Genomic DNA, 13,554 nt, shown 5'->3' with positions numbered 1-13,554 from the left:
GCGATCTGAAGTGACCAGGCCCGAACCGACTGGATGAAAAAAGCCCCGCCCATGCTTTCGCGTCTCATGCTGCCAGCTTTGGCGGCATCTCTCGGCATGGGCGCTTATATGGCCGGTCCTTTCTCCTTGAAGGACGTGGCCGTCGCGCAGGAAGCTGACGCCAAGGTGCCAAAAGCGCCCGACGATCGCCCCTCGGCGACCGCACCGGCACCCTCGGCGCAACAGGCGCCGGATCCGGCAGCGGACCTTGCCCGCAAGCGCGATGAAACGCGCAGCCAGCTGGAGCAGCTGTCGAAGACGATCAACCTCTCGTCCGACAAGACGAAGGAGCTGGAAGACAGTATCGCCTCGCTCGACAAGAACACAGCCAGCCTGCGCCAGGCTCTGATAGACAGCGCCGCCCGCCGCAAGGAGCTGGACCGCGAGATCCAGCAGAGCGAGAAGACGCTGACGGATCTTGCGGTCAAAGAAGACAAGATCCGCGCATCCCTGCACGAGCGCCGCGCCCTGCTGGCCGAGGTTCTCGGCGCTCTGGAGCGCATGGGGCGCAACCCGCCGCCGGCGCTGCTGGTGACACCGGACGATGCGCTCGGCTCGGTGCGCAGCGCTATTCTTCTCGGCGCCGTCGTGCCCGGAATGCGCAAGGAAACGGACAGGCTCATCGCCGACCTCACGGATCTCAGCAAGCTGCATGCGGACGTAGCGGCCGAGAAAACCAGCTTCACCACCACCATGACGAATAGTCTGGAGGAGGAGCGGCGCATGGATCTGCTGATTGCCGAAAACGACAAGCACAATAAGGAGAATGCCGCCCAGCTCGGGACGGAGCGCAAGCGTGCCGAAGAGCTGGCGGGCGAGGCGACCAGCCTGGAAGGGCTCGTGGCCTCTCTCGAAAGCCAGATCGGCTCGGTGCGCGATGCCGCCGCCGCTGCCCGCGCGGAAGAGGCACGCCGGGCGCAGATGACCGATCAGCAGCGCGAGCAGGCGAAAGCCCTCGCCGACAGCGGCGTGCCCGATAAAAACCGCATTACGCCCGCATATGCCTTTTCTGACCTGAAGAAAAAGTTGGAGCTGCCCGTGGCGGGCGATACTCTCCGCCAGTTCGGCGACGACGACGGCACCGGCCATACCGCGATGGGATTGACCATCGCGACCGGCCCGGATGCGCTCGTCACAGCTCCCGCCGACGGCACGGTCGTCTATGCCGGCGCGTTTCGCAGCTACGGCCAGATGATCATCTTGGATACGGGCGACGGCTATCACATGGTGCTGTCAGGAATGGACGCGATCAAGACGCGCCCCGGCAGATTCGTCTTCGCCGGCGAGCCACTGGCCACAATGGGCCAAAAAAGAGTCGCGAGCGCGACCGCATTGGCGCTGGAAACGGATCGGCCAACGCTTTACATTGAATTCCGAAAAGATGGGAAGCCGGTCGATTCTCGACCGTGGTGGACCTCCAAAGACACTGGAAAGGCACGCAATGATACGTAGGGCTTCTCTTGTTCTCGTCGGCGCATTGATGGGTGCGACCGCGATGAGCGTTATCTACTCGGCGGTGGCGCCGGCGGAAGCCGCAGGAACTTCCACCTACAAGGAGTTGTCGATTTTCGGTGACGTCTTTGAGCGCGTCCGTGCCCAGTATGTGACGCCGCCCCAGGAAGACAAGCTGATCGAAGCTGCCATCAACGGCATGCTGTCCTCACTGGACCCGCATTCGAGCTATATGAATGCCAAGGATGCCGAAGACATGCGCACCCAGACCAAGGGTGAATTCGGCGGCCTCGGCATCGAAGTTACGATGGACAACGACCTCGTCAAGGTCATCACGCCGATCGACGATACGCCCGCCGCGAAGGCCGGCGTGCTGGCTGGCGACTACATCACCGCCATCGACGGCCAGTCCGTCCGTGGCCTGAAACTGGAAGACGCCGTTGAAAAGATGCGCGGCCCGGTCAAGACCCCGATCAAGCTGACGCTGCTGCGCAAGGGCGCGGACAAGCCGATCGAGCTCACCATCATTCGTGACGTGATTGCTGTTGCCGCCGTCAAGTCGCGTGAGGAAGGCGGCAATGTCGGCTACATCCGCATCATCTCCTTCACGGAGAAGACGACCCCGGACCTCGAAGCCGCGATCGCCAAGATCAAGAAGGATATCCCGGCCGACAAGCTGAAGGGCTATGTCCTCGACCTGCGTCTCAATCCGGGTGGTCTGCTCGACCAGGCGATCAACGTTGCCGACGACGTGCTCGAGCGCGGCGAAATCGTTTCGACCCGCGGCCGTAACCCGGACGAAACCCGCCGCTTCAACGCCACTCCGGGCGATCTGACCGATGGCAAGCCGATCATCGTGCTCACCAACGGCGGCTCCGCTTCCGCTTCGGAAATCGTCGCCGGCGCCCTGCAGGATCTGCGTCGCGCCACCGTTCTCGGCACGCAGTCCTTCGGCAAGGGCTCCGTCCAGACGATCATCCCACTGGGAGATGGCAATGGCGCGCTGCGCCTGACGACGGCGCTCTACTATACGCCCTCGGGCCGCTCGATCCAGGGCACCGGCATCACGCCTGACATCAAGGTCGACCAGCCGCTCCCCGACGATCTGAAGGGCAAGCTGACGTCCGAAGGCGAATCCAGCCTGCCGGGTCATATCAAGGGCCAGAGCGAAACCGACAAGGGCTCCGGCTCCTCGGCCTATATGCCGCCGGACCCGAAGGACGATATCCAGCTCAACTACGCGCTCGACCTCCTGCGTGGCGACAAGACGGATCCGGCCTTCCCGCCTAACCCGGAAAAGGCGGTTTCCTCCAAGTAAGGATATGGCGCCGGGCTGGAAACAGACCCGGCGCTTTCATAAGAAGTGAGCGGAACTTGCGTATCGTTCCGCTCGCCTCGATCGAACGGGCGTGCTTTCGTTCGAAAACTGTTTCGTTGATGTTTTGATACTTTGAGCCTGAAGCCCGATTTTCCATTGTGGTGACAACGGGAAAGCGGAATGCTCAGCGCCGGAACAAATTCCCGTTTTTGGGGTGGATACGGACTTTGGGAACGGATTTGCATGCACCGCTGGGACAGAATCGCGGCCCCGGCCGTCAGCGGAGACTCCCGCCCTTCGGGCGCATTCTCGGCGGTCTCTGCCTGATCGCGATTGCCGGCTTTTCTCTTTATTCGGCGCTGCTGCGCGACGATCTCAAGAAAACCCAGCCGATCGAAACGGCCAAGAAGGAAGATCCGGCTCCGCCATCCGAAACCAAGCCGGCCGCGGCCGGCCATACGGGTCTGACGCAGGTGGATCCGCAGTCCGGCGCCAATACCACCCGCGTCGTCACCGACGACGGTTCCGTCGTTACCATGTTCAGCCCCAACAATCGCGATGGCAATGGCCCGGTCTTGATCAACGCCAATCAGGTCGGCCAGGATCCCCGCATGGCGGCAACGCCGAACGACAGCCTGCTGGAGGATTCACCCTTCGGCAAGTTGCCGATCACCGGGCCGAGCGGCCTGCGGCCGATGGACCAATATGCCAGGCCGTGGTCCGGCGCCCGCGGCATCCGTGTCGCCATCGTCGTCAGCGGTCTCGGTCTCAGCCAGACGGGCACGCAGCGCGCCATCGAGAAGCTGCCGGAAGAGATCACGCTCGCCTTTGCCGTCAGCGGCAACAGCTTGCAGCGCTGGATGCAGGATGCGCGGCGCGGCGGCCACGAAATCCTCATCCAGGTCCCCTTCGAGCCTTTCGATTATCCCAGCAACAATCCGGGACCGGACACGCTGCTGACCTCGCTGTCATCAGCAAGGAATGTCGAAAACCTGCACAAAGCGATGGGCAAGATCACCAATTATACCGGCGTTATGAACTATCTCGGCGGTCGGTTCCTTGCCAACGCCAACGCCATGGAACCGGTGTTGCGCGATATCGGCAAGCGCGGCCTGCTTTTCCTCGACGACGGCTCTTCGGCGCAATCCAAGTCGGGGACACTCGCTAAGACGCTGGAAGTGCCGCACGCCTTTGCCGACGTCCAGCTTGACGGAGAATTGCAGCAGGACGCCATCCTGAGGAAGCTCGATGAGCTGGAACGCATTGCCCGTCGTAATGGCTCTGCGGTCGGCGTCGCTTCCGCTTTCGACGAGAGCGTCGACGCCATCAGCAAATGGAGTGAGGAAGCTGCCATGCGCGGTATCGAAATCGTCGCGGTCTCGGCACTTGCCGATGACCCGAAACGTCCCTGATTCTTTGGAGAACCAAATGAGCACGCCCCAAGCGCCCGTAAGAGCCGAAGACCTGCCCTATCGCCCCTGTGTCGGCATCATGATCCTGAACCGGGATGGCCTGGTCTGGGCCGGCCGGCGTATCCCGGACGGCAATTCCGAATATGACGGCTCGCCGCAGCTTTGGCAGATGCCGCAAGGCGGCATAGACGATGGCGAAGACCCTCTGAAAGCCGCCTATCGCGAGCTCTATGAGGAAACCGGGATGAAGACGGTGACGCTACTGGCGGAAGCGAGGAACTGGATCAACTACGATCTGCCGCCGCAGCTGATCGGCATTGGCCTCAAAGGAAAATATCGCGGCCAGACGCAGCGCTGGTTCGCCTTCCGCTTCGACGGCGACGAAAGCGAAATCGCCATCAACCCGCCGCCGGGCGGTCATGAACCGGAATTCGATGCCTGGGGATGGAAGCCGATGGTTGAGCTTCCGGATCTGATCGTCGCCTTCAAGCGATCGGTCTATGATCAGGTCGTCGCCGAATTCCAGCATTTGGCAGGCCTGAAGGCTGAAGACTGAACGAGAAGGATCCGGCCGTCGAAAGGGCGGCCGGATAGGCAATTCACTATTCGGCGGAATCCGCAGAATCGGCATTGAGCTGGCCATATTTGGCTTCGCCGATCTTTCCGAGCAGTTCAAGCTGGGTTTCCAGGAAGTCGATATGGCCTTCCTCGTCTGTCAGCAGCTCTTCGAACAGCTTCATCGAGACATAGTCGCCGGCATCGTGACAGATATCGCGTGATTTCTTGTAGGCGGCGCGGGCGTCATATTCGCCTGCAAGATCGGCCTCCAATACTTCCTTGACATTCTGGCCGATGCGCAGAGGCGCGAGCGTCTGCAGGTTCGGGTGCCCTTCGAGGAAAATGATGCGGGCAACCAGACGGTCTGCATGCTGCATCTCTTCGATGGATTCCGCACGCTCCTTCTTGGCAAGCTTGGTGTAGCCCCAGTCCTCGAGGAGCCGGTAGTGAACCCAATATTGGTTGACTGCACCAAGCTCGAGGAACAGCGCCTCGTTAAGCCGCTCGATGACTTTTTTGTCGCCTTTCAACGTCCGCTCTCCTGTTTTCTTCATGGAATTTTTTCAGGCGGGACATGAAATCAAATATTTCTGCTTCCGTCGAGTGGCGACGGGCATGATAATCCTCGGTTGTCTGAATAATAATATCAACCACATTCGGGAAGCAGCCGCAGCAGCGACCGCGCTTCGACATGGCGTGATAGACTTTTGCCGGAACGATGAGCTGCCAACAGTCCTGATCGAGGAGTTCGGTGATGACCTCCCGGATTTCCTTGTCGGTGATGTAATTACAACTGCAAACCAGCATTCTTCGCTCAGCCCGTCAAACATGACATCCGCTGTCTTGTTATCTGCTAAAGAAGACGCCCTTTGTCAAGAAAGAAACGATTCGTTTTGATCCACCCAGGGGCAGCCGGCTTTCCGCCCCTGAGATATCAAACACGGATTCCTAATGAAAATTGCGGCCTCGCGGCATGACTCTCGCCGTTTCCACGCCATTGCTGCGACCTTCCGCCTCGGCCTCGGCACCGGATGCACGCAAAAGCAAGGTCGGTTTCTTCTTCTGCCTGTGATCCATGGTCGGCCGTAATGCTTCATCTGCCCGGTCGCTGACACCGAAACGCCTTGCCTCGCGCTGGAGAATACCGAGTGCCGGCGTCATGTCCTCGATATGATCGGCCACCACATGGATGACGCCGCTTTCGCTCTGCAGGCGGCCACGGATTTTCACCAATCGCGCCCCCATGACGATGGCGCGGTATTTCTCGAATTTTTTCGGCCAGACGATCGCGTTGGCGACGCCGGTCTCGTCCTCCAGGGTCATGAAGATCACCCCATTGGCCGAGCCTGGCCGCTGGCGCACCAGCACTAGCCCGGCAATCGTCACCATCCGGCCACTCACGACATTGGACAGATCCCGGCTCTGCACGATGCCCTGCCGGGCGAAATCGCCACGCAGGAAGGAAACCGGATGTGCCTTCAGCGACAGCGACAGATAGCGATAATCCTCGATGACCTGCTCGCCGGGCAGCATTTCAGGCAGCGTAACCGCCGGTTCGACCTGCAGCTCCGTATGATCGCTGAGATCGAAGAGGGGAAGTTTTTCGCCAGCGCTGCCGGCATCGAGTGCCCGCACCGCCCATAGCGCGTCGCGCCGCGTAAGCCCGATAGAGCCGAACGCATCCGCATCCGCCAGACGCTCGATCTGCGCTTTGGCAAGCCCGGAGCGCAGCCAGAGATCGCGCACGGATCGATAGCCATCGCCACGACGCGTGACAAGCAGTTCTATCTCCTTATCCGACAGGCCTTTAACCTGCCGGAAGCCGAGACGGACTGCACATTGCGTCTTGATATCGTCGCGCATCGACGCGTGGCGCCGCTCGATCGCACCCGGATCGAAACGCGCCTTCTCCAGCAGGCAATCCCAACTCGAACGATTGATATCCACCGGCCGAACCTCGACGCCATGCTCGCGCGCATCGCGCACCAGTTGCGCCGGCGCATAAAAGCCCATCGGCTGGGCATTGAGGATCGCCGCACAGAAGACGTCGGGATAATAGGTTTTGAGCCAGGAAGAGGCGTAAACGAGAAGAGCAAAGGAAGCCGCATGGCTTTCGGGAAAGCCATATTCGCCGAAGCCCTTGATCTGCTCGAAGCAGTTCTTGGCGAACTCACGGTCGTACCCCTTCGCGGTCATGCCTTCGACCATCTTCTCTTCGAAGGTGTGGATGGTCCCGGTGCGCTTAAAGGTCGCCATGGCCCGTCGCAGCTTGTCCGCCTCCGCAGGCGTGAATCCGGCCGCCGTAATGGCGATCTGCATGGCCTGTTCCTGAAACAGGGGAACGCCCAACGTTCGCTTCAGCACCTCCTTTAACTCGTCGCTCGGATAATCCAACTCCTTTCCCGCCCGCTCGGCTTCACGCCGCTTGAGATAGGGATGCACCATATTGCCCTGGATAGGACCGGGCCGGACGATCGCCACTTCGATCACCAGATCGTAGAATCTGCGGGGCCGGAGACGCGGCAACATGCTCATCTGCGCCCGACTTTCGATCTGGAAAACGCCGATCGTATCGGCACGGCAGATCATGTCATAGACCGGGAATCGGTCGGGATATTCGCCGCTACCAAGATCGGCGAGCTGCTTCTTCACATCGTAATGCAAAAGCAACAGGTCAAAGGCCTTGGCGAGGCAGGTCAGCATGCCGAGCGCCAGAACGTCGATCTTCAATATGTTGAGATTGTCGAGATCGTCCTTGTTCCACTCGATCATATAGCGATCATCCATCGCCGTATGCATGATCGGCACGACCTCATCCAGCCGATCCCGAGTGATGACGAAGCCGCCAACATGCTGGGTCAGATGTCGCGGAAATCCCATCAGCGTCGAAGCATAGGAAAGCACGTTTTGTGTCGTCTTGTCGGCGAGATTAAGGCCCGCAAGCTTTGCCTCGCGATCGGACAATTCCTCCGTTGACCAGCCCCAGACACCGCTCGCAAGGGCGGACTGCACATCCTCCGAAAGACCAAAAGCCTTGGCCACCTCGCGTCCGGCTGAACGTGCCCGATAGCTGGTGACGGCTGCCGTCAGCCCGGCACGCTCCATTTTGTAATGCCTGTAGATGAACTGAATGACCTCTTCGCGTCTCTCATGCTCGAAATCGACGTCAATATCCGGTGGCTCCTCCCGCTCTGTCGAGATGAAACGCTCGAACAGAAGCATCGTAATCTCCGGATTGACCTCAGTAATCCTGAGGCAGTAGCAGACCGTCGAATTGGCAGCTGATCCACGCCCCTGACACAGGATATTCTCACTGCGGGCAAACTCCATGATCCGATGCACCGTCAGGAAATAGGGCTCATATTGCCGCTCGCGGATGAGCTTGAGCTCATGCTCGATCTGCTTTGAGACCTTTTCGGGAACCTCCCCGGAATAACGCCATTTCGCGCCCTCCCATGTCAGCCTCTCCAGCGTTTCCGAAACGGTTTCGCCATCGGTGCTTTCGTCGGGATAATTGTGCTTCAACTCATCCAGTGAGAAAGAAAGCCGGCTAAAAAACTTCTGCGTATTGGCGATCGCCTTCGGATAATCCTTAAAGAGACGCGCCATCTCGGCAGCGTCCTTCATATAGCGTTCGGCATTGGCCGCCAGCTTGAAGCCGGCCTCAGCGATCGGCACATGCTCGCGGATCGAAACGACGATATCGGCAAGCGGCTTGCGTTCGGTCGCATGATAGAGCGGCTGATTGCTGGCGATCAGCCGCACGCCATTGCGCTGCGCCAGAATGGAAAGCGTGGCAAAGACCATCCGATCCCGCCCGTCATAGGCAGGCGACAGGACCATATGGAACTTTCGGCCAAAGCGCATCCATAGCCGCTTCAGGCACTCCTCAAGCTTTGCCTGCCCCTCCGGCGTCGCGATGCTGTCAGCATCTGGAATGAGCGCCAGCATTATCTCGTCGCCCCATTTCTCAAGGTCGCTTTCCTTGAGAACGCAGACACCTTTTTCGCCGCTCAGATTGCCGGCACTCAACAGCCGGCAGAGATGCGCCCAGCCTGTGCGGTTCTCCGGATAGGCAAGAATATCCGGCGTGCCGTCCGAAAACACCAACCGAGCACCGGGCTGGAAAGGGACCGGCTTTAGGAGCGGTTTTTCCGGCTTGCCCGTAGCTCGAAGCTCCAGATTCTTCTTAGCGGCCTCTTTGTATTTTTCCGAGAGAACTTTGGTATGCGCATGCGCCTTGACCACGCCGGCAACCGAATTGCGATCGGCAATTCCAAACCCGGACAGTTTCAGGATAGCGGCTTGCGCCACGATCTCTTCCGGATGCGAGGCGCCTTCGAGAAAGGAGAAATTCGTTCTCACCCCGATCTCGAAGAAAGGGGGAGGTTCGTGAAAACTCGGGCGCGCGTTCATGCGAAGACCCCGTGCATATACCAATCCGGTCCCGTTCCGCCTCGGCCGTAGAGACCCTTGCGGAACAGCCAGAAACGATGGCCCTCTTCATCCTCGATCTGGAAATAATCGCGGGCAGGCTCTTCCTTTTCCTCGACCCACCATTCCGCCGAAAGCCGTTCCGGCCCCTCGGCCCGCTGCACGCGATGCATGACCCGCCGCCAGCGGAACTGCCGGGGAGGACCGTCGGGCACCTCGGCAGCGACGGTTTCGATCAGCTCCGGCATACGAAATAGCCGCAACGGCCGCTCGCCGCGGAAAAAGCCGTGGCCGGCATGATCGCTGCCCGTCCGTCTATGAGCGGCAAGAACATGCATGGCCGGCACCGGCCGGGAGGCCCGCTCAGGAATATGGCTCTGCCGCAGTTCGAACCCCTGCAGGCAATCCGGCCCCAGTCGTGCGGCCACCCGATCGACAAAGGCGGCAAGCGAGCTGTCCTGCCGGCCTTCCCCGACGAAATCGCCTTGCGTTGCATCGAAGGCCGCATGCCGCAGTACATTGAGACGGACGATCTCGAAACCATAGCCGACATCGAGATCGTCATGAATGGCGGTGAAGCGCTCCGTGAACAGGCTGGCGATCCGCCTTGGCTCCCGCAGCGGCTGCGATGCGCCGGCGGCAATGCGGAAGACCTCGCCATCCACTCTGAAGAGCAGAAGCTCGAAGGAACGGCCGCCGACACCGCGTGCCTCCAGCCCCGGCTTCAGGGTTTCGGCGAGCTGCCGGGCGAGCTCCAGAAGATCGGCTTCCGCTTGCACCGGCTCGACAAGTCGGCGCTCGGCCGACAATTGCGCGACTGGCCGACGCGGCGAGATCGGCTCCTCGACGAGACCAACGGCCTGATCGAGCCGCAATATCAGCTGCGTGCCGAAACGACGGGCAAGCGGCGCACGCGGCGCGGCCAGAAGATCGCCCGTCTGCTTCAAGCCCATCTTCTGCAAGGCCGCAACGGTCTCCTCGCCGAGCCTCAAGGACGCCACAGGCAACGGCGCCAAGGCCTCCTCCATGGCCTCCGGAGGAACGACACGGCAGTCGTCAAAGCGGGCTACGGCCCAAGACAGGCCCGGCGCGGAGGAAATGGCGCCGCGCACATCGAGCCCCAACCGGGAAATCCGGATCAAGACGTCTTCGAGCAGCGCCTCTTCGCCGCCGAAGAGATGGGCGCAGCCGGTAATATCGAGAAACAGGCCGTCCTTGCCGTCGATCGCCACCAACGGCGTATAGCGGTCGCACCAGTCGGCGATCGCTTCCAAAAGCTTGCGATCCGCTGCCAGATCCTCCTCGACGATATCAAGGATAGGGCAGATCGCCTTGGCCTCGGCCACGCCCTGGCCCGGCTTCAGGCCGATCATCTCCGCCCGCTCGTTGAGCGCGGTCAGCCGCATGGCGTTGTTGAGCTTGCCGGCGCAGACGAGCGGCGGCGTTTCAAGCCTGCCTGTCGAACGCCAGGACAGGCCCCAGCGCTTGCGGGCGATGCGGTCGGTCGGCAGATGCGGGAAGGTCAGCGCCAGAATGCGCTGCGGGTTCGCCGGGAAAGGCAGGGCATTGAATGTCGGAGACAGGGGCAAAGCGGCGGTCATGGGCATTCCACTCCAGGGTTATGGAAAGAGGCGCCGGTTTGCGGCTCTTTTCCAAGGTCAGACGAAAGGCCGGGTGACCGATGCTGCCGCCAAGCACCGATCCATCCGGCAGGGGCCGCGCCTGCGCCGGCGCGGGTTCGACGGAAAAGCGGAAGAGAGCGCTACTCGCCTCCTCCTCGCCTCCCTGTCGCAACAGAAACAAGGGCCGTCCTGCCGCCTTGGCCCTTAACGCCAGCCGCCGGCTTTCGGTCAGGCCGAAACGAGCCGGATTGCCACGCACTTCCAGAATGACAACCGCAAAGGCCGCACTGCTAAGCGCTGCCTCCGCCAGCCAGAGTGCTTCCTCCAGCTTGCGCGGCGAGGCCTGCAGGAAGGCCGACGGCGCCAGTCCGAAATCCTGAAGACCGATGGCGTAGGGCAGGCCCGCCTCCATTGTGGCGACCGTATCGCCGATCCACAGGATCGGAGAGATGGCCGCGTCTGTGCCTGACGCCTGTGCATGCAGCCGCGCGGCTAGCGCAAGGGTAAAGCCGCTGGCCGACCCGGCATCGCGCAGGCCGAGCGAGCGGATTTCCGTCAGCGCATCGAGCGCCACGCCGCCCTGCATCGCGGCATCGAGATCGTCGACTCCGACCGCAAGAAGCGGCTGCTCGGGCAGGGGCTTCGCAAGACCTGCCGACCTCGTGGCCGGCTTGTCCGCCAGCGCTTCATGCGCTGCCGCGGCCAGTGCCGGGATCGGCCTGCCTTCCAGTCGGGCAATGGTTTCACGCAGGGCAAAAAGCGTTTCCCGCGCCACGGCAGCCTCGGCCATGACGTTCACTCCAGATCGATAATGTTCCTGTTATGTTCTTATGGATTCCAGAGCTTGGTGAAAGAGTCAACACCATTTCATAAGAAAATATTCCTTCGCTTGAATCCGCTCTCGTAAAAGCTGCGCAAAGTCTCTATATGACCAGCCAAGGAAGGAAGCATTCATGGCTCGCATTGACCAGAGCGAGGATTGGCGGGACCGCCACGCGCCCTCAATCAGCACATTCGAATCTCTGGCCATGGAGGCTTACAGCCACCTGCCGGACGAATTCCGCTCGCTCACCGGCAACCTCATCATTCTCATCGAGGATTTTCCCGATGACGAAGTGTTCGAGGATATGGCGCTGGAAACCCCCTTCGACCTGCTCGGCCTCTTCGAAGGCCGCGGCATCTCGGAGCGTTTCACCGCCCAGACCGGGGATATGCCGAACAAGATCCGCCTCTACCGCCGGCCGATCATCGATTATTGGGCTGAGAACGAGGAAACCCTCGGCGATATCATCACCCATGTCCTGATCCACGAGATCGGTCACCATTTTGGCCTGAGCGACGAGGACATTGAGCGCATCGAGGCGAGCGCCGAAGAAGCGACGGATCGGTGATATCGGCCCTGACCGCAAGACGGTCAGGGAAAGGCATCAGACCTTCGATAAAGCAATTACCTCCGGCTTATTGCTCGGAAAGCTTCATCTCCGGATCGTAATCCCTACCCGCCACTTCCTTGATGACGGCCTGGCCGCACTGCATCTGGCCGGTCGCAGCATTGAAGGCATAGGTCGGCGAGCCCGACAGCTCCCAGCCCTTGTTCAGCGCCGCACTCACCTTGTGGCAGAAGGATGCGTCGTCAGGGCCGGTGAGGAAGCGGTAGAGTTTCATCAGAACATCTTTCTTGTTTTTCAGTCAGACGTCGGTGCGAGGCGTTGCAGCCGCATCAGAATGCTGCTCGATCAGGCGAACTTTATGGACGAGTCTCTCGGCCTGGACAAGGTGCAGCCGCTCCACCATCCGCCCGCCGAGGTTCACGACATTGAGAGTTTCGGCGCCCGGTTTGGCAAAGGCGGCGATGATGGCTTCGGCCTCGGCAATGGCAGCTTCATCGGGACCAAAGTGCCGGTTGGCCGCCTCGATCTGGTTCGGATGGATCAGCATCTTGCCAGCAAATCCCATGATGCGGCCCTGGCCGCATTCGGCTTCAAATTCTTCGGCATTCTTGAAGTCGTTGAAGACGCTGTCGATAGCCTCGAGCCCATAGGCGCTGACCGCCAGCACCACCTGCATCAGCCAGGGCACGACATAGGTGCGGCCGGGTTGGGGCAGAACACCCGTTTCCTTTCTGAGGTCGTTGAGGCCGACGACGAAGCAATCGAGCCGGCTGCCCGCCGTGCGCCCGGCCTCGGCGATCGCAGCTGCATTCAGGATGCCGCGCGGCGTCTCGATCATCGCCCAGATGCGCAGGCCCTCCGGCGCATCGGCTTCCGCGAGCCGGTCGCTGACACCAGTCACGTCCTGCGGCTCGTCTACTTTCGGCAGCAGCACCGCATCCGGTTCCAGCTCCACGACCAGCTCCAGATCGTCAGCGCCGAAATTGGAGGAAAGCGCATTGATGCGGATGATCCGCTCCTTGCCGGGAAGTGCGGACGCGGCGAAAAAGGCGCGCAAATTCTCCCGCGCCTCGGCCTTCTTCTCCGGCGATACGGAATCTTCGAGATCGAAGATGACGGCGTCACAATCGAGGCTCGAAAGCTTTTCGAGCGCCCGGCGGTTGATGGCGGGAACGCTCAAGACCGAACGGCGCAGGCGGGCGGGGCGGGAAGGAGAAAATTCGCTCATAGTGCCGTTTTGCCGCGCTTTTAATCGACAAGCAAGTCAACAAAAAGCCACGCTCCTCTTGCAGATGAGAAGGAAGAGGACCACATTGCTGGAAGTAGAG

At 60.8% G+C, this 13,554-nt stretch carries 12 protein-coding genes; 5 read left to right on the top strand and 7 right to left on the bottom strand.

The window, feature by feature from the left end; genetic code table 11:
* Positions 1–51 precede the first annotated feature (51 nt).
* From QD409_RS12490 to QD409_RS12475, 4 genes are all read left to right on the top strand, one after another.
* Positions 52–1,491 carry a murein hydrolase activator EnvC family protein gene (locus QD409_RS12490; RefSeq protein WP_430762855.1) on the top strand — a complete coding sequence of 480 codons (1,440 nt, stop codon included), beginning with the start codon at positions 52–54 and terminating at the stop codon, positions 1,489–1,491.
* Entirely contained in the window at positions 1,481–2,809 is a 1,329-nt protein-coding gene (locus tag QD409_RS12485) for a S41 family peptidase (RefSeq protein ID WP_092846410.1), read from the top strand. The genes QD409_RS12490 and QD409_RS12485 overlap by 11 nt, the downstream gene beginning before the upstream one ends.
* Before the next feature lie 227 nt (positions 2,810–3,036).
* Positions 3,037–4,221 carry a divergent polysaccharide deacetylase family protein gene (locus tag QD409_RS12480; protein ID WP_430762854.1) on the top strand — a complete coding sequence of 395 codons (1,185 nt, stop codon included), beginning with the start codon at positions 3,037–3,039 and terminating at the stop codon, positions 4,219–4,221.
* A gap of 16 nt (positions 4,222–4,237) precedes the next feature.
* Positions 4,238–4,777 carry an RNA pyrophosphohydrolase gene (locus QD409_RS12475; protein ID WP_430762853.1) on the top strand — a complete coding sequence of 180 codons (540 nt, stop codon included), beginning with the start codon at positions 4,238–4,240 and terminating at the stop codon, positions 4,775–4,777.
* 46 nt (positions 4,778–4,823) lie between these two features.
* Here QD409_RS12475 and bfr read toward each other — a convergent pair whose 3' ends face one another.
* From bfr to QD409_RS12450, 5 genes are all read right to left on the bottom strand, one after another.
* Complete coding sequence (gene bfr / locus QD409_RS12470) at positions 4,824–5,309, bottom strand: bacterioferritin (protein ID WP_034511054.1); 486 nt, start codon at positions 5,307–5,309, stop codon at positions 4,824–4,826.
* Positions 5,275–5,586 carry a (2Fe-2S)-binding protein gene (locus QD409_RS12465; protein ID WP_430762852.1) on the bottom strand — a complete coding sequence of 104 codons (312 nt, stop codon included), beginning with the start codon at positions 5,584–5,586 and terminating at the stop codon, positions 5,275–5,277. Before QD409_RS12465 ends, bfr begins: the two co-directional genes overlap by 35 nt.
* Before the next feature lie 141 nt (positions 5,587–5,727).
* Positions 5,728–9,195: an error-prone DNA polymerase gene (locus tag QD409_RS12460; protein WP_430762851.1), complete on the bottom strand. Its 3,468-nt coding sequence runs from the start codon at positions 9,193–9,195 to the stop codon at positions 5,728–5,730.
* Positions 9,192–10,619: a Y-family DNA polymerase gene (locus QD409_RS12455; RefSeq protein ID WP_430762898.1), complete on the bottom strand. Its 1,428-nt coding sequence runs from the start codon at positions 10,617–10,619 to the stop codon at positions 9,192–9,194. The genes QD409_RS12460 and QD409_RS12455 overlap by 4 nt, the downstream gene beginning before the upstream one ends.
* 40 nt (positions 10,620–10,659) lie before the next feature.
* Complete coding sequence (locus QD409_RS12450; RefSeq protein WP_430762850.1) at positions 10,660–11,625, bottom strand: ImuA family protein; 966 nt, start codon at positions 11,623–11,625, stop codon at positions 10,660–10,662.
* Positions 11,626–11,788: 163 nt separating this feature from the next.
* Between QD409_RS12450 and QD409_RS12445 the strand changes: the two genes are divergently transcribed.
* Positions 11,789–12,226, top strand: coding sequence for a metallopeptidase family protein (locus tag QD409_RS12445; RefSeq protein WP_004127318.1), 438 nt, complete (start codon positions 11,789–11,791; stop codon positions 12,224–12,226).
* A gap of 67 nt (positions 12,227–12,293) precedes the next feature.
* On the opposite strand, the gene QD409_RS12440 is transcribed toward QD409_RS12445, so the two are convergent.
* On the bottom strand, positions 12,294–12,500 hold the full coding sequence (locus tag QD409_RS12440) for a DUF1737 domain-containing protein (protein ID WP_430762849.1): 207 nt from the start codon (positions 12,498–12,500) through the stop codon (positions 12,294–12,296).
* Between the two features lie 24 nt (positions 12,501–12,524).
* Positions 12,525–13,454 (bottom strand): HpcH/HpaI aldolase/citrate lyase family protein, encoded by a 930-nt coding sequence (locus QD409_RS12435; RefSeq protein ID WP_430762848.1) that lies wholly within the window; start codon positions 13,452–13,454, stop codon positions 12,525–12,527.
* Between the last annotated feature and the right edge of the window lie 100 nt (positions 13,455–13,554).

The organism is Rhizobium sp. BR 315, from assembly GCF_050577975.1.
Classification (GTDB): domain Bacteria; phylum Pseudomonadota; class Alphaproteobacteria; order Rhizobiales; family Rhizobiaceae; genus Rhizobium; species Rhizobium miluonense.
This window is presented reverse-complemented; position numbering and strand designations above follow the sequence as displayed.